This window comes from Paenibacillus sp. FSL H3-0321 (genome assembly GCF_038002865.1).
Lineage (GTDB): Bacteria > Bacillota > Bacilli > Paenibacillales > Paenibacillaceae > Paenibacillus_AQ.
This window is the reverse complement of the sequence record NZ_JBBODH010000001.1, coordinates 6,831,933-6,853,613: the sequence shown is the minus strand read 5'-3', so window position 1 is coordinate 6,853,613 and position 21,681 is coordinate 6,831,933. Positions and strand designations below refer to the sequence as shown.

Genomic DNA, 21,681 nt, shown 5'->3' with positions numbered 1-21,681 from the left:
CCAAGTGCCTTGAGCGGCCCGGCTGTCTTAACATCCTCCTTTGGATGAAGTAGACCCGTGGCTTTGCGTCTCCGACTTTCGTACGGATTTGCCTTTGTTTCAAACTCGGTTTTTTCTGTCCCGTTATGGGTATGCAGGTGTGACTTTAGTTGTACAGGACTCTTTCTTTATCGGAATTTATCCCTATAAAATTAATAAGTTCTAGTTCTCCCTTACTTATATACCTTTTCCTTTTTTCGGAAATAGGTCTCGTTCTTCGGCATGTGTAAAGATTTAAAACAAATTTAGAAACAAAAAAACGGCATCTCTGCCGTTTAATTGTGTTATAGACTCTCAGGATTCGAACCCAGGCCTTATATAAAGGATTTCACTAACTACTCCTGCTTTAAATGCTTGGCTGCGGCTGCAGGTGCAAACAGTGAGCTTGCAAGCAGAGCTACCGTTCCTTTATACACTGCGTGCGACGCTGCGACACTTCCCAAATGTCCTCCTATGTGCAGGTGAATCACTCCGTGAAGAGAGGACCAAATCGTACCTACAATAAATTCCGCATTTGAATCACCAGCAATTAGGCCTTGCTCTTGAGCGCTGACAATCACGGACAACAAGCGCCGCATAGCAGTAACAGTGCCTTTCATGCTCTGCTCATCCGGTTTGAAATCTGCAAATGCTCCCCCAAACATCAATTTATAGTAGCTGGTATAGCGCTGGCCAAATTCCCAATACACTTCTGCCAGATTAATTAAATACTGCTGCAGATCCTCTGACTGTGAAGCACTCTCAAATTCGCTCGAGAGTATTTTGCAGCCCTCCAGATATAATTGCTGGGCTAAACCTTCTTTATTAGCAAACAGACTGTAGATGATCTTGGTCGAGCAACCCATCTTCTGAGCTACTTTTCGCACGGTGACAGCTTCCGGCCCTTCTTCCTGAAGAATAAAGGCTGCTGCATCAACTACGAGTTGACGAAGACTAGCTGTGTTCTGTAAGCGGGCTTCCTGATAGGTTGTCAGCTTTCTATTGCTTGCGTCAGCAAAATTGTTAGGTTCATTCAACTTAATCGCCTTCTTTAGTTATGTTGTTATTCTCGGGAAACGCAGTTTCCAATCATATACCACGCATTCTATACAGTCGATTCCACAAAGTCAATCCTACATACACATATCTTCTTGCAAATTTTTAAAAAGAAGGTTTGACTTTCTCCAGCCAGCAGGTTACTATGATTTCAACAGGAAACACCGTTACCAACTAACAAGCTAATATTGCTTTGGGCACTGCTTTTAAAGTAATTTTTTTTGCTCAATCGGTAACATCGTTTCCTAACGAATACATCGTTTTAATAGGAGGAGTAATTATATGAATATTCAAGGAAAATGGTCGCTAGTCACGGGTGCCTCTTCCGGCATTGGCGAACAATTTGCAATACAGCTGGCTAAACAAGGAAGCCATCTGGTTCTCGTAGCCAGATCTAAGAACAAACTCGATGACTTGGCAGCGGAACTCGAAAGAAGCTATAACATCAAAGTCGAAGTCATAGCTATGGATCTTACGGAAGCAAGTGCACCAAGGGAATTGTTCCAGCAATGCCAGCTGTTGAAGCTTGAGATTGAGCTGCTGGTCAATAATGCCGGATTTGCCACTCATGGGATGTTCGAGCAAATCTCAGGCCAGCGGCAGCATGAGGAGATTATGTTGAATGTTGCTGCCGTCGTAAATATGACTCATTTATTCTTGCCGGATATGCTGCGCAGAAGCTCTGGTACTGTGATCAATGTATCGTCCACTGCAGGATTTCAGCCGCTCCCCTATATGGCTGTGTATGGGGCAACCAAAGCTTTTGTCTTGTCCTTTACAGACGCATTATGGTGGGAGAATCGTGACCGTGGAGTCCAGTTCTTCGCACTTTGTCCCGGTTCTACAGATACGGATTTCTTCACCGTCGTGGGGACGGACGAAGCTTCAGTCGGGAAGAAAGCAACTCCACAGCAGGTAGTTGAGACTGCGCTGCGCTCACTCGCGAAAAAGAAGATATACACTATTCCAGGCTCGCAAAATTACCTCGGAGCACAGTTGTCCAGATTCGTTACCCGAAAACTGAGTCTGCGGATTGTTGGAAACATGCTTCGCCCAAAATAGCGTATAATGAACAAAATAGAAAATCCACAAAAAGGGGATAGGATACATGATATTGAGCATGAATTGGATTACGCTCAGGGTGCGGGATCTGGAGGCATCCCTTAATTTTTATCACAGCATTCTGGGACTTCCGATTGACCGCAGATTTGAGAGCAGAGGAAGACAGATTGTTATGTTAGGCACGGAGGGGCAGCCCAAGATCGAGCTTATTCAGGGAAGCGACCCGGCTCTGAAGCCGGAATGCGGTGTATCCATTGGGTTCGAGGTGGCGTCGCTGGATGAGGCAATAGAGAGTTTCAAAAGCCAGGGTATCCCGGTAGCGCGTGGTCCGATTACGCCGAATCCACGCATATCGTTCTTTTATGTACTGGATCCGGACGGTTTCGAGGTACAGATTGCAGCGCACAGCTAAGCCTGTGTTTTCGTCTTTTCCCTATGGAGCAGAAGCAATAAAGCTGCACCCCGTCACAAGATTCATAAATCACCCGAAACGGGGCACGGCATTCAGACAAATTTGTTTCAGTGTCCTGCTAGGGTGTTAGTTAACTTTGGTAAACAACCACTTCTGAGCATCAGTTCCATTGTCGGTCCATTGCTGGACCACTGCCCCATCTGCCGTAGAAGATCCGGATACGTCTATGGCCAATCCGCTCACTTTGGAAACAAGTTTGAAGTACCCGCCTCCCGCATCCACGATTCTCCACCGCTGGGCATTGGAACCATTATCGTCCCATTGCTGAAGCTGTACACCGGTGGAAGTACTTGAGCTTGGAACATCCAATACTTTTCCGCTATGCACTGCTGTAAGCTTGTAGTATCCGTCGCCCGTACTCTCCACCTTGAATCTCTGGTTATTGGCAGTGTAATTGGTCCATTGCTGCATTTTCGCTCCACTGGCTGTGGAAACGTCTACTACATCCAGCGCCTTGCCGCTCACCTTGTTTGTTAAGGTATAAATACTGCCGCTTTCGATGTTTGGCGAAGTGGATGCCTGATACACGCGTACATAATCAACCAGCATTTGTGCCGGGAATGGAGTTGAATTGTCGGGACTGCCCGGCCAATTCCCGCCCACGGCAAGATTGAGCAGTATAAAGAATGGCTTCTGGTATTCTTCCGTATTTCCAGTTCCGTTCTCAATATAGAAGGCATTATATTGGTTGCCGTCTACAAACCACTTTATATAATTTGCATCCCACTCAATGCTGTAGACATGGTACTGGGAAAAATCCAGGTTGCCGGATACCTGTCCATACTCAGCATGTCCATTGGCATCCCAATGCACTGTGCCATTAACAAAGGCATTATTGTTTACACGTTCCATAATGTCGATTTCCCCGCACTGAGGCCAATGCGCCGAATCGATGTTCGTTCCAAGCATCCAAAATGCCGGCCATATTCCCTGCCCTGAGGGCAACTTGATTCTCGCTTCGATTTTTCCATAAGTAAAACTTTTTAATCCTTGAGTCTTTATCCTTGCAGAAGTGTAATTTTTTCCGCCATAGGATTCTTTTAGTGCAGTAATGACGAGATTCCCCCCGGTAACTTTCAAGTTCTGCGCACGGTTGGTGTAGTACTGCAGTTCATTGTTTCCCCCGCCATCGCCGTTAACTTCGGCAGACCAATTGCCAGTATTCAGAGAATTCCCGTCGAATTCGTCGCTCCATACCTGATTCCAGTTAGAAGCTGCATTTGAATGCCCAGCGGGTACTAAAGAAATCAAGAGTGTGAACAGAAGTAATAGAACCAGAACTTTTCCCCTTCTCAACATCATCTTTCCCTCCTCTTAAAATGAAAGTTTTAATAGGACGCAGGAAAACAGACGGTAACAGTCTACCCATGATCAGCCCAGTAATATCACCTCACTTATTTTCTCTTATTTCAATGCACGGCGCGCGCTCCGCACATTTGAAACCCGGAATAGCCAGAGCATAAATACGTGTTTTCCACACTGTATAGGTGCCGACGCCTTTGGAGGGGGGGCAGTCTAATCGGCCCACATTATTGTTATTCCAACCGGTTTCGTATATAAACGCCTGTTGTCTTCGTTACAGGGATAGTTTCACAGGAAGTTATGTAAGCGCAAACATCTTGTATGAACCTATTATAAACCGGTTTCGGTTCATCAATCTACCTAAATTTTGTCCAATTTTCAAAAAAATAGTGGATGTAATGTTAGGAGCTCGCACAACTTAGCAGCCTTGATGCTGAGACATCCTCACAATCCGGCGATAATAAACAACAGTGAGCACAGCGAACAGAAAATAGATGAGCGTATATACCGACATGGCAATAGCTGCCGGGAAGGTGAGGTTGGATAAGGACAGCGCAGAAGCCGCTTTTACGGCGAAGATGGAATGCAAAAGCCCGATCGCAAGCGGTATCGCGAATACAAACATCTGCTTGCGGATAATGCCGCCCATGATCTCACGCTCTCCGAATCCGAGCTGCCATAGAATCGTATAGCTATCCCTCTCCTGCTCCGCCTCTGTCATTTGCTTGAAATACAGAATACTGCCCGTGGAGATCAGGAAGATCAGGCCGAGAAAACCTGCTATGAAAATGATCAGCCCGAATTTTCGGAGCGACCCTTTATAAAAGCTATCGAAATCGGGATTGTCCCCCTCTTCCTTGACATATTTCGCATAGATGCCAGATGCCGCCGCACGCTCATTCTTATCCGCAATTTGGTAGGTGTCGATCACAATCGCTTCATATGCAGGGGAAGATGGCATTTGCTCACGAATAGCCCTTATCGAGTCCAGCGGCATCACCAGCTGATGACCGTTTAAGCTGAAATTCATGGCATAGCGATCATTTCCCCGTGTTAATTGTATGTTGGCGTGAACCCCACTTGCCCCGAAATCAACAGCTTCTGGAAAAGTAACCGGAAACGGCTGCTTGCTTAGCGCCTTCTTGAGGCCAGTGTACCAGACGGCCTCACCCTGTCCTGGGACAATAATGTCTGCACCGCTTGCCTGCAATTGCTCTGCCGCGAGCAACAACAGGCTGCGTCCGTCCCCTTGCCCTTTACCGATCGTGCCAGGCAGCCGGACAGCCTCAACCGGTTGATGAGCAAACGCAATTCCGGCCTTCTCCAGCTCAGAACGAAATGACTTTCCATCCCGCTCATTATTGGCAAAGATAAAGTCGTAAGGCAGCATTGCTCTAGACTCACTCTCCGCCGAATAGTACAGCGAATAAGAGATGGCTACCATCGTCAGCGTCATCGCAGATAGAATGGTAATCAGGGTGAGCGAGTTCGCATTCCCTTTCATGCGATGCATGATCGGGGCTAGCGACAAACTGTTTTTTAGCCCGAGCTGTCCATCCTTCCCCTTTCGTATCCGGAAGAACAGCCAGCCTATCGTCACACGAAACAGCAAATAGGTCCCAAGTATGGTCGAGGCAAGAATAACAAGCACCTGCTGGAACAGATTTTGGCCGAGGGTTTGGCTGGAGAGCAGATAGCCCGTAACGATCAGTCCAATCCCAAGCAGCCCCATCAAAGCGGACAGAACAGTCTTCGGCTCTTGCGGATAATCGCCCTGCTTGTCCGCCTTGAATAAATCGAGCAGCGTTGAGCGGTAAACCTTGAACAGCATTTGTACCATGGTAAGGCCGATAAGCACAGTAAATACGATGACGGTCTGCAAAGCGGCTCCACTCGAGAAAGAGAGGGTTACAACGCTTTCTATACCGATCAGTTTCATCAGAATAAGCATAAAAATCCGCGCCACAAGCGCTCCCCCAACTATTCCGATCAGGAGCGCCCCCATCCCCAGCAGTGCACTCTCCGTGATGAGCAACCTTGCTACCGCGCTGTGCGTCAGGCCCACCAGCTGATACAGCCCGATTTCCTTGCTGCGGCGTTTCAGAAAAATGCTGTTCGCGTAGATCATGAATACAACCACAATCGTGAGCACCAAAATTCCGGCCACATCAAACACCAAAGTAAATGGAATCTCGCCGAATGATGCTGCCATTACCGATGAGTCATTCTGCAATGTGGCGAACACGAAATAAAGGGCTGTACTGAAAATTAGTGCAAAATAATATAAGTAGTAATTTTTAATATTTTTCCGCACACCACGGATAATCAACTCAAACAGTGTCAATATGATCACCCCCGAGCACGGCCTGCACATTCAATATATCTTTAAAGAAAGCTTGCCGTGTCTTGCTGCCTCGGTACAATTCGGAATACAGCATTCCGTCCTTCAAAAACACGACGCGGCTGCAATAGCTCGAGGCCACAGGATCATGAGTCACCATCATAATGGTAATATTGTGCTGCCCGTTAAGCTCCTCCAGCATTCCCAATAGAGAGGAGGCCGCCTTCGAATCCAAAGCACCAGTCGGCTCATCCGCAAATACGATGGAGGGCCGGTGGATTAATGCGCGTGCAGCAGACGTCCGTTGCCGCTGCCCCCCGGAAATTTCATTCGGATATTTATGGGCAATCTCCCCGATGCCGAGATCTGCAGCCATGGCCTGAAAATCAGCCTCCACCGACGCTTTCTTCATCTTATCGAGGGAAAGGGGCAGCAGGATATTCTCTTTTACCGTCAACGTATCAAGTAAGTTGTAATCCTGAAAGATGAAGCCCAGCTTCTTGCGCCGAAAAGCAGACAATTCGGTATTTTTCATAATCGAGACGTCCGTATCTTCGACGAGAATTTTCCCTTCCGTCGCTTTATCAATGGTCGCCAACACTTTGATTAAAGTCGACTTTCCCGACCCGGACGGCCCCATGATTCCGACAAACTCACCTTCCATTACACGCAGGTTGATGCCCTTCAGCACCTGCTGAACATTTCCCCTGACACCAAATGATTTACGGACTTCCTGCGCATGCAGCACGGTTCTCAGCCCATTGTTATGATTCATCTCCATAGCCTCAGGTAGCCTCCACTCTGATATAACCTTCATTTTAGAGAAACAGGCCATGCCCGTCGCCCGTATCAGATGACAAGCAGGAGGTTCTACGTGACAATATTATCATATTGAAGTCCGGACAGATTCGAACGCATTGACCGCGGTGAAGGTCATCTGCATGGCCGTTCCTGATTGGGGCTCCGACTCTACCGTTAACCTAATCCCGATTTTGTCCGCGACAGTTTGAGCTAAATAGAGTCCCAGTCCAGTTGCCGCATTTTGCAGTCTGCCGTTCCCTCCGGTAAAGCCTTTATCGAAGATACGCGGCAAGTCCTGTGCGGCGATGCCCGGTCCTTCATCTCTAATCGTAAATCTGACAGGCCCAGCCTCTATGACTGTAGTTGACAGTACAATCATTCCGCCCTCCGGGCTATAGTTAACCGCATTCGTCAATATTTGCCTGATAATAAAACGGCACCATTTGCGGTCTGTTCTAACTAAAGTCTCTTCGCCTTCAAACTCAACAGCTATGTTTTTCTCCATACACCAGGAGCTAAGCTCACGTACTTCCAGTGCAGCAAGCCGCTGAATTCCCGTCTGTTCCAACACATAATCAGCCTCAAGTGTCGGCAAACGTGAAATGTATAATTGCTGGTCGATGAGTAAATGAATCCGCAGCCATTCCGATTCGATTTTACGCATCGCCGGATGGTCTCTGTTAGCATCTATGATTAACTTCACCGCAGTCAGCGGCGTCTTTACCTCATGCACCCAGGCAGCGATATAATCCTGCTCCATAGATCGGGCAGAATGGCTCTTCGATATTTTATGCCAGTACCAGTGGTCCACTGCCCGTAAGAGCTGGCTCGTCGCCTCCTCCTGATACAAAAAAGTTGACGGCAAGGTTTCAATCCAATCCTCGTGGATCCCTTCAGCCAGTTCTGCCAGCGCTCGCGGATACCTCGTTTCTTTGCGAAAACGCCACCCAAGGAAAACGATCATCGCCAGAATTAGCAGCATGTTTAAATAGAGCATCGAATTTCCACGGATGGAAATGCCATTGTCGATCCAGATCAGCAAATCTACAAACAACAATGAGAACAGGAAAAACACAATCCAGCTTTTCCTGTCATACAGATAGCGGAGGAATAAACGTTTCCCGCTCATAACGTACACGCCATATATCCAAGTCCTTTTTTTGTTACAATCGCTTCTTCCAGTTGAAAAAGCGCCAGCTTTTGACGTAGCCGCGTTATGTTCGCTGTCAGCGTATTGTCGTTGACGAAGGTCTCATCATCCCACAGCTTGCGGATCAGATCCTGGCGTAAAATCACTTTATCCTTCTCCTTGACGAGCACCACCAGAATAAAAAATTCGTTCTTGGTCAATAACACGTCCTGCCCATCCTTGCGGATCAGGCCACGCTTCATATCAATAATGGTGCCGTTCCATTCGATAAGGTCATCAGCTTCCTCTCTATAAGCATAGGTCCGGCGGAGAATCGCTTGTATTTGCGCGAGCAGCACGTCTATATGAAACGGCTTTTGAATATAATCGTCCGCCCCCATATTCATCGCCATCACCATATCCAGCGGATGATCGCGCGAAGATAGAAAGAGAATCGGCACTTTTGACACTGCCCGAATTTCCCGGCACCAGTGAAAACCATCATACATTGGAAGCTGTATATCTATGATGACCAGCTGGGGCTGCACTTTAATGTAGGTGCTCATCACATCATCAAATCGCTCCGGTCCCGTGACATGAAACGACCACTGCTCCAATCGTTCCTTTAAGGAAGCAAAAATGGCCTCATCATCTTCGATAATAAATATATTAAAATCCATATCGGCCAACTCCCTTCCGGCTGTTGCTCCTTCATCATACCATTCCGTGCTTCCATACAAAAAGGGGAGGCAAATGAATCGCCCCCCACTGTAATGAACTTATTGCGGAAGCAGCATCGTGAACAGCAGAGCCGCCAGTTCCTGCTTGTTCAACGCCCGCTGAGAGCCGTAATCGAACATGCCGTTCGATTCGGTCACCTCCGGTCCATGCAGCTTCCAGATGACCGCAGAGCTGACAGCATCGGCAGCCCATTTCGACGTGCCCGGTGCAAGGACAGCCGTGGAATCCGGCACCCTAATTCCCGTTACAGTAAGTAAGCGGCAGACGATAGCCGCAGCTTCTTCGCGAAGAATCGGACGGTCCGGTTCGAACATTCCGCTCCCTGTTCCATTCAGCATACCGGCCTCGACAGCGGCTTGAATATCCTTTCGGTAGGGAGAATTTTCAGTATCCTTGAATACAGACGGATTTGAAGATTCAGGGATGCTCCATATCGCGTTAAAAGTATGGATGAACGCTCCACGGTTGACCGTTTGCGTAGGCTCGAATGGCTCTGACAAATCATCCGTTAAGAAGCCCAGTGACTTTAAGCTAAGAATGTAGCTGGCATACGGATGATCGGCCGATACATCCGGGAATTCGGCTGGATCCTCCGGTATTTTGGCCGCATAGCTGTATAAATTAGAGTATTTCATATAAAGGATACGGCCCTCGGCATCCGCCTTGAAGGCTAAAGGATTCCCCTCCTCATCATCGAACAGCAGCTCACCGGTCTGCTTCAACTGGTGACGGCTAAGCATATCGCTCACCCTTAGGGTGCCATCTCCTGCCACTTCGACTTTGGTCAATAGTTTAATCCGCAAATCGGAGTACAGGCCTTCAAACTTGGCAAGTTCTTCCGCGGACTGTACCTTGAAACCCTTCGCTTCATACGGCGATTTGCCACTCGCATAATAATGATTCATAAAAGCGGTAAACAGATCATTACGCAAATCCTGATTCGTATTGTAAGAAACGAAAACACCCGTTTTACGGTCAGGTAGAATCCATAGCAGCGAACTATAGCCCAGAATGTCGCCACCTTTGGAGATCACAGCTTCACCCTTCGTTTTGGCCGGAAGAACGGGCGATTCAAAGCCATATGTCATATCCGGCAAATCCGGATGGATGGCCATCTGGTAAGCCGACATTGCCTTCACCGATTCAGGTGATAGGATAACCGTACCGTCCGCCGCACGGCCATCATTCAGAAAAGCTTTCATAAACAATGCCATATCGGAGGCGGTCGATAACATGCTGCCCTCCGGCCATTCACTCGGCGAAAACCCATACACCGGAATAGCATTGCCCTCCGCATCATAAGAGGTTACAAGCCGGCGGGTCAAATCTTTGGTCATGCTAAAGCTGCTTGAAGTCATACCGAGCGGCTTGAACAGATGTTTTTGCACATAACTCCCGAAGGATTCTCCACTTACCCTCTGCACAATGTATCCTTGCAGCCTGGAAGCAAAATTATCGTACATATAGGACGTTCCCGGCTTGCGAACAACAGGGGGGAACACATCGTAGATGCTTTCTTTTAAAGAAACCGGTTTCTGGGAAGGGTCAAATAAATAGCTGGCATCCGTAGGTTCGCGTACTTCAAAACCGGTCGTATGCGTCAACAGATGCTCTATCGTTACCGGTGTATCGAAGGGATTTGTTACTTTATAACCATCCAGGTACTTTTCAATGTTGTCCTGAAGCGAAATTCTCCCTTGATCGACAAGTTGCATAATGGCTGCGGCTGTAAATACTTTGGAAACAGAGCCGACCCGGAAGGTACCCAGGTTGGCATCTACCCGTGCCTTCGACGTTTTATCAGCTACGCCATACCCTTTGGAGACAAGCACCTTCCCGTCTTGAACGACAGAGATCGCAGCCGATCCGGCTTTTTGCTTGATGGCATCCCGGGCAAAAAATGCGTCAAGAAACGCCTCAACTTCCTTCGCATCACGGGGCCCGTTCTTTAAATCTCCCGGGGCAGCGCTGCTGAGTGCGGCAACTTGTTGGACCGAGGCTAAATGATCCGATGGCTCAGACGGCTGAGCATACGCGCTTGCTTCACCGGCAAGAGTCAGCAGCAGCAGAGCGGCCAGCATGCCGGAGGTGCGGCGGGTTTTGTTATTCCTATTCTTACTCAACGAAAATCCTCTCCTTGCTTCCCTTAAATTTGGGCTTAACCCAAGTCAGATCGAACAGGCAGTTCCAACCAACACATTAATTGTATGGTTAAGCGCAAACCCTGTCGTTCGATCCAGGTGATAAGCAGGAGGGGGTTTGTTACATTGTTGTCACTTTGGGAATCAATTTCTAGCGAGATGAGTTATCGCTTCGATCAATTCTTCCTCGGATAGACCGTTCTCCCGGGCCAGACGGATATGAAAGGGCAACTGCTCGGAAAGTCCACCAGCGACTAGCGCCGATACCGTAAGGAGACTACGTTCCCGAAGCGATAATTGCTCTCTCCGCCATACCTCCTCGAAGAGCACTTCTTCCGAATAGCGGGCAAACGCTGGGGCAATCTCCCCAAAGGTTTCAAGGGCTTTCGATGCAATTTTACGATGCTTCATTCCAATCCCCTCCTTTCCTTCTATGGATGTTCAATCATTTGTGCGATGCCACTACCAAACGTCCAGTCCTCAAATTCCGTATCGACCAGCACGACGAAGACGTCTTCTTTCCTGATGTGGAGGGTGTTCGACAACAGTTGAGCCAACTTGCTGTAAAAACTCTTTTTTTGCTCCGTGCTTCTTCCGGATTTGAGCGTGATTTGAATAAAGAGCAGTCCATCCGTTCGCTCTATGTTCAAATAATTCGGACTATAGTAAAACTCACTTGCTTTGTGTGCATGAAATACTTGAAAAAAATCATCTTCAGGTACGTTAAAATGCTCAACTAGAGCACTCATGATATCACGGCTAATAATGGGTAATTGCTCCGCATCGTATTTATTTTCCATGTAACTTACCCTGACGAATGGCATGTTCACTTCACTCCTTTAGCGATTTATCCTTATTGTACTCCCCATCACTTATTCTGTATAATTGAATTAAATGATATAAAAATTCAATTTTTCCGATGGAGATATAGACTATGGACTTAAAGGAACTCACTACATTTCAGACTATCCTTCAAGAAGGAAACTTCTCCAAAGCCGCCGCAAAACTGAACTACGCACAATCTACGATTACGAACCAGGTTCAGCGGCTGGAGAAGGAACTGGGCATCAAGCTTTTCAAACGAGGCTGGGATTCAGAGCTTACCGCTGCCGGGCAAATATTTGCAACAGAGATCGACAAGCTGATTCAACATTGGAACTATGTAGCAGAACAGGCCAAAGCTTTGCAAAAAGAGGAGATCGGCACTCTAAGTATCGGAGGACTGGAATCATTAACAGAACAGGTACTGCCAAACTCGCTGAAGCGGTTCCGAGACTATAAGCCCAATGTATCCTGCCACTTCGTAATCGGGAACACAGCCTCTCTGTCCCGTTCACTGCTTCAGAACGTATTGGACTTTGCCATATGCGGAGAACCTGCCGAGGCGGCTTCGTTTCACTTTGAGCCACTGTACAACGAGCGTATCTCTTTCATCGCAGTGGACAACCATCCTCTGGTGGGGAGAGACAGAGTCCCTTTTGAAGAATTACTGGGTTACCCAATCATATCCGGGGGAACTACCTGTTTATATTATTCGCGGTTATCGAAGCAATTTTCCCGTTACACGGAAACTCCTTTTCTGTATACAGTAAGTCATATCTCAGCCATTGCAGGGTTCGTCCGGCAAATCCCTTCCTCCATAGGAGCCGTTCTCGATTCTACGCCATTACCGCCAAATGTTGTGAGAATCCAAGTTGAACTTAAGGATTCCGCCATTCCGGTCGGCCTGCTGCAAGCACGCAATGATGAGTATATCTCCTCTTCCAAGAAGCTTTTGATGCAATATATAAAAGAAGAGCTGGGGCATGATCGACGCCGAAATTAAACGCAAAAAAACACGCCGGTATTTGGCGTGTTTGGTTCGCTTGTCCGATAAGAGCAAGAGCTTTGGAGGCCTTTGTATGTGCCGACCGCCCTGGTCCAAAGGATGCGGTCTATCTCTGCCCGTAATACCTTAAAGCCGCCGCCCTTAAAAGCGGCTATTGCCTAGAGAGTCGTGTTGACGCACGGCTCTCTTTGCATTGTACGTCTTTTCTATCCAAACTCCACGATTCAAACCAAATAAAAAACCACTCCGCTACCCGAACAGCAGAAAAAACGGCATCTCTGCCGTTTCTTCTGTGATGGACTCTCAGGGACTCGAACCCTGGACCAATTGATTAAGAGTCAACTGCTCTACCAACTGAGCTAAGAGTCCAAATAGATGTCTAATTATTCGAATTCCACTAGACTGGTATCTTTCAAAAAAAGAATTCATCTTCAAAAGACGCTTTAATATCATATAACTTTATATTACTTATGTCAAGAAAATTATTACTCGAGTTCTTTCATTATTTTAAAACTACCGGTTTTTGCGGGACAGCACATAGTAGACCGGGAGTCCGGCCAGCGTAATGCCGATACCCACAAGAGAACGCAGCGGATCACTGACAATTGTGCTGGCCAGAATATAGATCCCGCCTGCCACCCCTAAGATAGGGGTAACCGGGTAGAGTGGCACACGGTAACGTCCTTTCTCCTGCGGCAGTTTTTTACGCAAGATGAACACACCAAACACACCCATTGTAAAGAAAATCCACAACACAAACACCAGCAAATCCGTCAGCGTATTAAAGGTTCCCGAGAAAATATAGATGACCGCCAGCACACTTTGAAAAATGAGCGCATTGGCTGGAGTCTGGAACTTGGGATGGATACTTCGGAGTACCCGGGAAAAAGGAATCTGATTCTTCTCCCCCATTGCCTGAGGCACCCGCGCCGCGGTCATTAAATACCCATTCAGCGCACCAAGTACAGACACGATAATCCCCGCAGTAATGAAAGCTCCGCCGCCGCTGCCAAACAAAGCCTCGGCTGCATCAGCCCCAGGAGTCTGAGAAGAAATGATCTGATCGTAAGGCAGCGCCTTGAAAATTGCAATATTGAACAACACATAAACGGCGATCACGAACATCACACCAATGGAGATGACCTTCGGCAGGGTCTTGGCCGGATCTTTAATTTCACCTGCCATATTGGTCACGCTGATCCAACCGTCATAGGCCCATAATGTGCCCAGAACCGCCGCCCCAAAGCCCGCACCAGTCGCAGTAGCTCCAATCCCTCCAAAGCCGGGAGCCAAATCCGAGAATAAACCTACTCCTACGATACCTGCAACCGGAATCAGCTTTCCAACAGTCGCAACCGTCTGAATAATACCGCCGAATTTGGTCGCAATGACGTTCATGAGGAGAATGAATGCCAGAATGGACACCGCCAGCAGCTTCTGCTGCCATTGATTGAGCGGCAAAAAGTATCCGGAGTATGTGGCAAACGCTATCGCCAGCGCCGCAACGGAGGCCGGATAGGAGATTACAGCCTGCACCCAACCCAGCAAATAACCGAATACCCCGCCGTACAGTTCACCTAGATAAGTATAGAGACCTCCTGACTTAGGAATGGCGGCTGCGATTTCCGCCACGCTCAGCGCCGAGGCCAGCGTTATGATTCCTCCAATCCCCCAGGCCAAAATACTCATCCATGCCGTACCCGCATGATTCAGCACAATACCAGGCTTCAGAAAAATCCCCGATCCGATGATCATCCCCACCACAATGGCCAGAGCTTCAATGAATGTTACAGTTTTTGTCAGCGGCTTCGTATTCATAGTGAAGTTAAAAGTCCTTCCTGTCACGAAATTATAGATCTCCCGGTTGTATTATATGTATTGGGGAACTGCAGCAGCTTCACCGGTTCATCCGGGTTTACGCGAAAATCACGTATATATAGTTTACGACATAACAGCAAAAAACACATCACGAAACCGCAAGGTGTATAAGGAATTTATCGGGAATTCCGTATGCTGATTCTTCTAATAACGGATACGCTAAAGGGTCTAAATATTCGCTTATTTTTTAAGTAATTGTGTGCTAATATATTCTGATGAAACGTCACCAGTCTCCACACCTATTCTGCAGAATCTGAGGGGGCTTCCTAACAATGCATGAGAAAAAGGTTTCTTGGCTAGAGCTTTTTTATGATTTGTTATTTGTAGCTGCTGTTTCCAAAGCTACCCATGTATTACTGCATGTCGAGCATAACAGTATTTCCGTTGAGCATCTGGTGAAATTCATCCTGATTTTCGTTCCGATTTGGTGGGCTTGGGTAGGGCAATCCGTATACATCAACCGATTCGGCCGTGACAGCAATGCGCAACGGCTCTTTATGATCGTGCAGCTGTTTTTTGTTTTGATCATGACCGCCAGTCTTGATGTGGACTTTGATGCGAATTATTTGCCGTTTTTTGTCGGATATATCGGTTTAAGGAGCTTAACCGCCGTCCAGTATGTGCTCTCTTCGCGGACAGAGGCTGCACATAAGCAAAAAACAGCCCGATTCTTAGGAGCCTCCTTTGGGCTGGGGATCGTTATCTCCTGCGTTTCCCTCTTTTTTGACTCCTCAGTACGGTATTTGTTTCTATATGCAGGCATTGCTGTGGACATTATTGTACCTCTGCTCGGACGAAAGATTTTGGTCAAGACGCCTATTCATACTGCGCATTTATTAGAACGATTTGCGTTGTTCACCCTGATTCTGCTTGGTGAGTCGGTAGTCAGCATGCTGTCTGTCCTGCAATCCTATAAATTCACAGGATCTTCTGTTTTATTTGCAGCCCTGGCTTTTCTATTAGTGATAGCCATCTGGTGGCAATACTTCGAGAATGTGGAGAAGCACGTAGACAAATCGAAACAAACAGCAGGACAGAGCCTCATATACGGACACTTGTTTATTTATTTTTCACTCAGTATGATTGCCGCTTCCATACAACTTCTCTTTATAGATCAATTGGAGTACGTATTTATGCTTTGTTTTGCCTTTGGCTCTGTGCTGATCTATTATATTTCCGTGATGTTCATACTCTATCAGTACAAATTCAATCATCTTAGACCCAGCTTCACCGTTGTTACTCTGTTAACCGGCATTCTTTGTGCCCTGTTTACCCTGGACCTATTTATAGCGGCTTCTCCACATCTTATATTAGGCGAGTTGATGTTGTTCTTCATCATTTTTGCCAAAGCAACGGCTTGAAATAGGTTATCACCTAAACGGCGGTTGAGCGAAAACACAAAGCAGCGAATCTCCCAATAACCGGGAGACCCGCTGCTTTGTTCGCCTTTCGGATTCTCGGGACGATTTCCGCCAGCCGCTATTTATTTTATGTGTCCCTTATACAGATTATCAAATAGGGACTCGGAGCAAATCTCCTCCAGTGAAAAACCGTTTTTCCCTTGCTCTCGCATGTTCTCTGCAAATTTGGCTACCGTATTCAGGGCTCTTGTGCTCTGCACAGGATAATGACCAACCGAGCTCTCAGCTGACAGCATCACGGCATCGCTCCCGTCCATTACGGCCTGAGAGACATCTGTTACCTCTGCGCGCGTCGGAACCGGATGATCGACCATGGATTGCAGCATTTGGGTGGCCGTAATTACATAGGTCTTCGACAGGCTGCACTCGCGAAGAATCGCTTTCTGAATAAAGGGGATACGTTCAAAAGGCAGCTCCACGCCAAGATCTCCGCGCGCAATCATGATTCCCTCGGACGCCTCCATGATGGATGGAAAGTTACGCACGGCATGAATAGTTTCGATTTTAGAAATAAGGCCAGGTTGACTATATTTCCCCAGTGAAGCTACATACTCTCGAATTTCCTCCAAATGCGACGCCTCACGGATGAAGGAACACGCAATCCAATCCACATGATGCTCCAGCAGAAACTGAAGATCCCGTTTGTCTTTTTCCGTAATGGCCGGCAAGTGAAGTACCGTTCCTGGAAGATTAACACCTTTTCGGCTGCCGATCATTCCACCGACTATAACCCTTGTAGTGATCCTAGACGGATGTTTGTCCGTCACCTCAAGCTTGACTTCCCCGTCGTTGATTAAAATAGTCGCTCCTTGTAAAATATCTTCCATTACACCAGGATTATCGAGCGCTGCGCGTTCCCGGCTCCCCGGTTCATCAGACTGGTCAAGGATAAACGTTTGGCCCTCATCTAAGCGAATCGCGTCCCCTTTTACGTTCTTCAGACGGATTTTCGGTCCCTGCAAGTCACCCATAATCCGCACGGGCTGTCCCGATTCGGCAGCGGCTGCCCGCAAAGCTTCGATTACCCGCTCATGCTCTTCATGGCTCCCGTGCGACATATTGAGCCGGGCAATCGTCATACCGCTCAGCAGCAGTTCCTTGAGAACAGCAGGAGAAGAACTAGCCGGACCTATCGTGCAGATCAAATCAATACTCATGTGAACTCACCTCTCAAACTTGATTGGCTTCCCTGTCTTTTCCTTTAGTTTGCATTGTTCGTTTATTCTAACTAAACTATACATGATTGAAACAGTTACCATTCACTTTATGGAAGGGAAGGGGAAACGACCATGAATACGAAACAATTGGACCGGATTCACACGGGAAAGGGCTTCATTGCGGCTTTGGATCAAAGCGGTGGAAGCACGCCTAAAGCACTGCTGCAATACGGTATTCAGGAAGACCGCTATTCCAATGAAGAAGAGATGTTTGAACGGGTTCACGAAATGAGGACACGTATTATCAAGAGCTCAGCGTTTGATTCCAAGCACATTTTGGGTGCTATTCTTTTTGAGAACACGATGGATCGTTTCATTGACGGGCAATTAACCGCCGATTATCTCTGGGAAGAGAAAGGCATTGTGCCTTTTTTGAAAATCGATCAAGGTCTGGATGAACTTGAAAATGGGGTTCAGCTCATGAAGCCTATTCCCGGATTGGATGACCTCCTGAAGCGCGCAGTGCAGAAAAAAATCTTCGGGACCAAGATGCGCTCGCTGATTAAGGAAGCAAATCCCGAAGGCATTCAAAAAGTTGTCGAACAGCAGTTCACCATCGCTAAGCAAATTGCAGGTTATGGTCTGGTGCCGATTATCGAACCGGAAGTGGATATCCACAGCGCAGATAAGGGACAAGCTGAGAAGCTTTTAAAACATGAGCTCTCCACTCAATTATCCGCCCTTGGCAAAGATGTAAAAGTCATGCTAAAACTGTCCATACCGACTGAGGACAATTTCTACAGCGATTTGATTGAAGATCCGCATGTGGTACGGGTCGTGGCTTTGTCTGGAGGCTATTCCCAAGCTGAAGCCAATGACAAGCTGGCACATAACCATGGACTGATCGCCAGCTTCTCCCGCGCTTTATCGCAAGGGCTCAGCGATCAGCTATCGGACGATGAATTCAATGCTATGCTCGCAAAATCTACAAAGGATATCTACGAAGCCTCCATTACCTAAGGGTGGCTATCGGACACAAAATAAACCCCGGGCTTTTATGCAGCTCGGGGTTCATTTATATGGAAGAGCCGTGATTTACATAGTTTGTTTCGTCGGAACTTTGGCTCGATTATGGTATGGTAGTACCAATTACATACCAAGGAGGATCCATGGATAGCATCCAGTATTTATCCCAGTTTAATCTTCTGAATAATCTGTCCACTGAGGACTTAATGGAGATGGAGGAGATGACTTCCATTACAGCAGTCCCGGCGAATACGTTGATCCAGACACCGTCGACATTTACAGAAGGTTTGTTTTTTGTCAAAAAGGGCAAGGTTCGTCTTTACCAGCTGAGCAGCACCGGCAAGCAATTTACGCTCGATATTCTGAGTGAAGGAAATGTTTTTGGCGAAATGGCCGGCATCTCGCTGGGGACAAGAGAGCTCTTTATAGACACGCTGGATGATTGCGATATTTGTCTGATGAATAAAGACCGCTTCGAAGGGTTCCTGCTGAGCCGGCCCCGTTTCATGTTGAACCTGATACAGACGTTAAGCAGCCAATTTAATGAAATGGGCAGTCTGATGTTGCAGTTGGCACTTGGGGATTTGCGGTTTAGGCTTGCGCATATTTTGCTGCGTTTGTCCCGCAGATTCGGCTGTGAAGAGCAGGACGGATTATCCAGGATCAACCTGTCCTTATCCCACCAGGAACTCGCTAATATGGTTGGAGCCACCCGTGAGGCAGTAAGCGGCGTCTTGCGGCAATGGAACAGGGACGGCCTGGTCCAGACAGGCTTTAAAACGGTCCGCATCCATCCGCAGCGACTTGAGAAGTTGATATCAGATCGTCTTTAAGCTGTAATCTGCATTACATCCTCCATGCGGTTGCTCAGGGTATTTTAAGGAAAGCAACCCATGAGGAGGTACTTTTTTTGATGAACGAAACGGCTTCACTTCCCGCAGATATCCTTAAGCGCAAAGGCGCCAACAAGGCTGCGGATATTCCGCAAAATGTACTGGAACTCTTAAATCAAGGTCTTATTGAGAGCGTCAATCTGACAGAATGGCTGGCAGTGGATCACCGGGCGTTATTGTCCATTGTGCTGAACACCTCCGGTCTTTCACATGAAGCAGAGGTAATGCTGCCAGCTTTAAATAAGCTTAAAGAAGACAAGCCGATGAAGATGATTCCGGCCATTGCAGCGCAGTGGAATCGCCTGCTGAGCGAGTTGCCCGAGACCGGGCGTGGCCAATTGTTCGCCATGCTGGCGTCACACCGCTCCGACAGCGTCCGCTGTTGGGCGGCTTATATCGTCGGAGTCACTCCAAATATGGATATTGCCGGCATACTGCAGCATATCCGCCCGTTTGCTGCCGATTCCCATTTTGGAGTGCGTGAGATTGCCTGGATGGCCGTAAGAGCCCATATCTCAGCCAATCTGGAGGCAGCCATCACCCTCTTGGCGAAATGGGTCCGGGACGAGGACGCAAATATCCGCAGATTTGCCGTGGAGTCGACACGTCCCCAAGGCGTCTGGGCAAAGCACATACAAGCTTTGAAAGAAAACCCAACACAGGGGCTTCCACTCCTTGAACCCCTTCGTTCCGATCCGGTCAAATATGTGCAGGACTCAGTGGCTAATTGGCTGAATGACACCAGCAAAAGCCAGCCGGATTGGGTGCTGCAGCTTTGCTCCGACTGGCTGGAGTCCTCTGACACGAAGGAAACGAAACGTATTACTGAGCGGGCGCAACGGACCCTTACGCGTAAGTAAAGCGGTGACGCAGTTTGCATTTCTAAAAACAAATCTCTGTATATTCTAATGTTCGAAAATGAGGGATACAACATGGAACCAAGATTAAATCATTCATGGATTCTAACGGAAACAGAAGCAATATTATTACAGCAAAAGTTATCCTTAAAAGTTATAAAAGAAGATCTATTTGCTGAAATTCGTTATATCGCTGGAGTAGACGTGGCATATAGTGAACAACGTGACTTGCTGATCGCCGCAGTAGTCATTTTAGAAGCAAACTCATTAAACATAGTAGAATCAGTGGTGGTTGAAGATTCTGTTCAATTCCCTTATATCCCCGGACTGTTTTCGTTCAGGGAGCTTCCCCCTTTAGTTAAAGCATTTAAGCAGATCAAGACCGCTCCTCAGTTAGTTGTCTGTGATGGTCAGGGGATTGCCCACCCGAGGCGATTTGGTCTGGCCAGTCATTTAGGTGTTCTATTTGATATTCCTACAATTGGTTGTGGAAAAACCAGGTTATTAGGAGAGTATGATGAACCCAATTTAACAAGAGGATCTATTTCACCACTGCAAGATCAAGGAGAGATTATCGGAAATGTTCTTAGAACACAGAATAATGTTAAGCCTATCTTCGTCTCCACTGGTCATCGTATTTCATTAGATACCGCTTGTGAATGGGTTCTACACCTATCACCCGATTATCGTTTGCCAGAGACAACACGTCAGTCAGACCAACTTGTTAAAAAGGCTTTAGTAAGTATCGAATAAACTTTATTCAGGGCGGATTACCGCCCTGAATATGTTATCCTGTCTTCATTTTCTAACCCCCGGTTAACATCAACAAGTTGCTAATTCGGATAGACAGATCTACCTTCTCATTTTCTGTTAACTGTGCACCTACATCATTTATATCGAACTGTTCCAGCTCCTTTGTGATTTCTACAAATTGTTCATTTCCCTTAATATCATATCTAATTAGTAACTCTACAAGCGTAGTTTTAACAACAATATTTTCGCTAAGCGTATTCGTACATTCACGTTCAAAACGCTCCAAGACTTTCTCTATCATTTCATTTTTATTATTCACTTTATTCATAATGATCCCAAAGAAATTCTTAACTTCTTTCTCCATTTCATGGTAATACCATCTTGTGTATGGGCAATAATCTACTGGAATATTATCAATTTCATCCAGTACCATATCTCTGCGCTCTAATATATCCTTATACTCATCAGGAGTTGTTTCAATTTGAAGCTTATGTACATCTAAAGAATTTAATGCCTCGACTATTCTTTCTTTTGCTTTAATGAATATTTTTGAATGCGTTAAGCAGATTCTTCCTTCTGAAATATATACAACAGCCTTCTCCATTTCCCCTCTACTTTGTACACCAAAATATGCATCAGCTGTACAGGCAATGGCTTCAGCGTCGCTCATCTTCTCGCTTTTATAATCAAAATATATTTCATAAAACGCACCAAATAATGCTTCATAATTTCGTCTCACCTATCTGTCTCCTTTATTCTCAACGTACGGATGATTAATTCGCAAGGTGTAATATCCCCCATTTTG

Annotated in this window: 20 protein-coding genes, 1 tRNA gene and 1 riboswitch; of the genes, 8 read left to right on the top strand and 13 right to left on the bottom strand. The window is 46.9% G+C overall.

The window, feature by feature from the left end; translation table 11 throughout:
• Positions 1–9: 9 nt before the first annotated feature.
• A riboswitch (cyclic di-GMP riboswitch) is annotated at positions 10–103 on the bottom strand.
• Positions 104–374: 271 nt separating this feature from the next.
• Positions 375–1,055, bottom strand: a complete 681-nt coding sequence (locus tag MHI45_RS30165) for a TetR/AcrR family transcriptional regulator (protein ID WP_076110572.1) — start codon at positions 1,053–1,055, stop codon at positions 375–377.
• A gap of 301 nt (positions 1,056–1,356) precedes the next feature.
• On the opposite strand from MHI45_RS30165, the gene MHI45_RS30160 reads away from it, so the two are divergent.
• Entirely contained in the window at positions 1,357–2,136 is a 780-nt protein-coding gene (locus tag MHI45_RS30160; RefSeq protein WP_076110573.1) for an SDR family NAD(P)-dependent oxidoreductase, read from the top strand.
• Between the two features lie 46 nt (positions 2,137–2,182).
• Positions 2,183–2,548 carry a VOC family protein gene (locus MHI45_RS30155; protein ID WP_083675605.1) on the top strand — a complete coding sequence of 122 codons (366 nt, stop codon included), beginning with the start codon at positions 2,183–2,185 and terminating at the stop codon, positions 2,546–2,548.
• 126 nt (positions 2,549–2,674) lie between these two features.
• Here the strand turns inward: MHI45_RS30155 and MHI45_RS30150 are convergent, their stop codons facing one another.
• The 8 genes from MHI45_RS30150 to MHI45_RS30115 all read right to left on the bottom strand — a co-directional run bounded on the left by MHI45_RS30150 (position 2,675) and on the right by MHI45_RS30115 (position 11,887).
• On the bottom strand, positions 2,675–3,907 hold the full coding sequence (locus MHI45_RS30150; RefSeq protein WP_076110574.1) for an RICIN domain-containing protein: 1,233 nt from the start codon (positions 3,905–3,907) through the stop codon (positions 2,675–2,677).
• A 421-nt stretch (positions 3,908–4,328) separates the two neighbouring features.
• Complete coding sequence (locus tag MHI45_RS30145; RefSeq protein WP_341118505.1) at positions 4,329–6,254, bottom strand: ABC transporter permease; 1,926 nt, start codon at positions 6,252–6,254, stop codon at positions 4,329–4,331.
• Positions 6,241–7,026, bottom strand: a complete 786-nt coding sequence (locus MHI45_RS30140) for an ABC transporter ATP-binding protein (protein WP_445667526.1) — start codon at positions 7,024–7,026, stop codon at positions 6,241–6,243. The genes MHI45_RS30145 and MHI45_RS30140 overlap by 14 nt, the downstream gene beginning before the upstream one ends.
• 111 nt (positions 7,027–7,137) lie before the next feature.
• Positions 7,138–8,181 (bottom strand): sensor histidine kinase, encoded by a 1,044-nt coding sequence (locus MHI45_RS30135; RefSeq protein ID WP_076110576.1) that lies wholly within the window; start codon positions 8,179–8,181, stop codon positions 7,138–7,140.
• Positions 8,178–8,861 (bottom strand): response regulator transcription factor, encoded by a 684-nt coding sequence (locus MHI45_RS30130; RefSeq protein WP_038599269.1) that lies wholly within the window; start codon positions 8,859–8,861, stop codon positions 8,178–8,180. Before MHI45_RS30130 ends, MHI45_RS30135 begins: the two co-directional genes overlap by 4 nt.
• Before the next feature lie 99 nt (positions 8,862–8,960).
• A complete protein-coding gene (locus tag MHI45_RS30125; protein ID WP_341118503.1) occupies positions 8,961–11,045 on the bottom strand; it encodes a serine hydrolase in 2,085 nt (694 codons plus the stop codon).
• Positions 11,046–11,207: 162 nt separating this feature from the next.
• Positions 11,208–11,474, bottom strand: a complete 267-nt coding sequence (locus MHI45_RS30120) for a carboxymuconolactone decarboxylase family protein (RefSeq protein WP_341118502.1) — start codon at positions 11,472–11,474, stop codon at positions 11,208–11,210.
• A 20-nt stretch (positions 11,475–11,494) separates the two neighbouring features.
• Positions 11,495–11,887 (bottom strand): tautomerase family protein, encoded by a 393-nt coding sequence (locus MHI45_RS30115; RefSeq protein WP_341118501.1) that lies wholly within the window; start codon positions 11,885–11,887, stop codon positions 11,495–11,497.
• A gap of 110 nt (positions 11,888–11,997) precedes the next feature.
• On the opposite strand from MHI45_RS30115, the gene MHI45_RS30110 reads away from it, so the two are divergent.
• Complete coding sequence (locus MHI45_RS30110) at positions 11,998–12,888, top strand: LysR family transcriptional regulator (protein WP_341118500.1); 891 nt, start codon at positions 11,998–12,000, stop codon at positions 12,886–12,888.
• 299 nt (positions 12,889–13,187) lie between these two features.
• Here the strand turns inward: MHI45_RS30110 and MHI45_RS30105 are convergent.
• A tRNA-Lys gene (locus MHI45_RS30105) sits at positions 13,188–13,260 on the bottom strand.
• Between the two features lie 144 nt (positions 13,261–13,404).
• Positions 13,405–14,736, bottom strand: coding sequence for an APC family permease (locus MHI45_RS30100; RefSeq protein WP_341118499.1), 1,332 nt, complete (start codon positions 14,734–14,736; stop codon positions 13,405–13,407).
• Positions 14,737–15,041: 305 nt separating this feature from the next.
• Between MHI45_RS30100 and MHI45_RS30095 the strand changes: the two genes are divergently transcribed.
• Positions 15,042–16,130 (top strand): low temperature requirement protein A, encoded by a 1,089-nt coding sequence (locus MHI45_RS30095; RefSeq protein ID WP_038589141.1) that lies wholly within the window; start codon positions 15,042–15,044, stop codon positions 16,128–16,130.
• Between the two features lie 122 nt (positions 16,131–16,252).
• Here the strand turns inward: MHI45_RS30095 and pyk are convergent, their stop codons facing one another.
• A complete protein-coding gene (gene pyk / locus MHI45_RS30090) occupies positions 16,253–17,347 on the bottom strand; it encodes a pyruvate kinase (RefSeq protein WP_341118498.1) in 1,095 nt (364 codons plus the stop codon).
• 132 nt (positions 17,348–17,479) lie between these two features.
• On the opposite strand from pyk, the gene MHI45_RS30085 reads away from it, so the two are divergent.
• The 4 genes from MHI45_RS30085 (at position 17,480) to nfi (ending at position 20,876) form a co-directional block, all read left to right on the top strand.
• On the top strand, positions 17,480–18,367 hold the full coding sequence (locus MHI45_RS30085; protein ID WP_341118496.1) for a fructose bisphosphate aldolase: 888 nt from the start codon (positions 17,480–17,482) through the stop codon (positions 18,365–18,367).
• 149 nt (positions 18,368–18,516) lie between these two features.
• A complete protein-coding gene (locus tag MHI45_RS30080) occupies positions 18,517–19,206 on the top strand; it encodes a Crp/Fnr family transcriptional regulator (protein ID WP_341118495.1) in 690 nt (229 codons plus the stop codon).
• Between the two features lie 80 nt (positions 19,207–19,286).
• On the top strand, positions 19,287–20,126 hold the full coding sequence (locus tag MHI45_RS30075) for a DNA alkylation repair protein (protein ID WP_341119135.1): 840 nt from the start codon (positions 19,287–19,289) through the stop codon (positions 20,124–20,126).
• Positions 20,127–20,198: 72 nt separating this feature from the next.
• Positions 20,199–20,876 (top strand): deoxyribonuclease V, encoded by a 678-nt coding sequence (gene nfi, locus MHI45_RS30070; protein WP_341118493.1) that lies wholly within the window; start codon positions 20,199–20,201, stop codon positions 20,874–20,876.
• Between the two features lie 52 nt (positions 20,877–20,928).
• Here nfi and MHI45_RS30065 read toward each other — a convergent pair whose 3' ends face one another.
• Positions 20,929–21,615 (bottom strand): Imm3 family immunity protein, encoded by a 687-nt coding sequence (locus tag MHI45_RS30065; protein ID WP_340899382.1) that lies wholly within the window; start codon positions 21,613–21,615, stop codon positions 20,929–20,931.
• Positions 21,616–21,681: the final 66 nt, after the last annotated feature.

What these genes read in the sequence shown, in the direction of transcription:
- MHI45_RS30160 (WP_076110573.1), top strand. Translation starts at nt 1,357, where the DNA reads ATGAATATTCAAGGAAAATGGTCGCTAGTCACGGGTGCCTCTTCCGGC.
- MHI45_RS30155 (WP_083675605.1), top strand. Translation starts at nt 2,183, where the DNA reads ATGATATTGAGCATGAATTGGATTACGCTCAGGGTGCGGGATCTGGAG.
- MHI45_RS30150 (WP_076110574.1), bottom strand. Translation starts at nt 3,907, where the DNA reads ATGTTGAGAAGGGGAAAAGTTCTGGTTCTATTACTTCTGTTCACACTC.
- MHI45_RS30140 (WP_445667526.1), bottom strand. Translation starts at nt 7,026, where the DNA reads ATGAATCATAACAATGGGCTGAGAACCGTGCTGCATGCGCAGGAAGTC.
- MHI45_RS30135 (WP_076110576.1), bottom strand. Translation starts at nt 8,181, where the DNA reads ATGAGCGGGAAACGTTTATTCCTCCGCTATCTGTATGACAGGAAAAGC.
- MHI45_RS30130 (WP_038599269.1), bottom strand. Translation starts at nt 8,861, where the DNA reads ATGGATTTTAATATATTTATTATCGAAGATGATGAGGCCATTTTTGCT.
- MHI45_RS30120 (WP_341118502.1), bottom strand. Translation starts at nt 11,474, where the DNA reads ATGAAGCATCGTAAAATTGCATCGAAAGCCCTTGAAACCTTTGGGGAG.
- MHI45_RS30115 (WP_341118501.1), bottom strand. Translation starts at nt 11,887, where the DNA reads ATGCCATTCGTCAGGGTAAGTTACATGGAAAATAAATACGATGCGGAG.
- MHI45_RS30110 (WP_341118500.1), top strand. Translation starts at nt 11,998, where the DNA reads ATGGACTTAAAGGAACTCACTACATTTCAGACTATCCTTCAAGAAGGA.
- MHI45_RS30095 (WP_038589141.1), top strand. Translation starts at nt 15,042, where the DNA reads ATGCATGAGAAAAAGGTTTCTTGGCTAGAGCTTTTTTATGATTTGTTA.
- pyk (WP_341118498.1), bottom strand. Translation starts at nt 17,347, where the DNA reads ATGAGTATTGATTTGATCTGCACGATAGGTCCGGCTAGTTCTTCTCCT.
- MHI45_RS30085 (WP_341118496.1), top strand. Translation starts at nt 17,480, where the DNA reads ATGAATACGAAACAATTGGACCGGATTCACACGGGAAAGGGCTTCATT.
- MHI45_RS30080 (WP_341118495.1), top strand. Translation starts at nt 18,517, where the DNA reads ATGGATAGCATCCAGTATTTATCCCAGTTTAATCTTCTGAATAATCTG.
- MHI45_RS30075 (WP_341119135.1), top strand. Translation starts at nt 19,287, where the DNA reads ATGAACGAAACGGCTTCACTTCCCGCAGATATCCTTAAGCGCAAAGGC.
- nfi (WP_341118493.1), top strand. Translation starts at nt 20,199, where the DNA reads ATGGAACCAAGATTAAATCATTCATGGATTCTAACGGAAACAGAAGCA.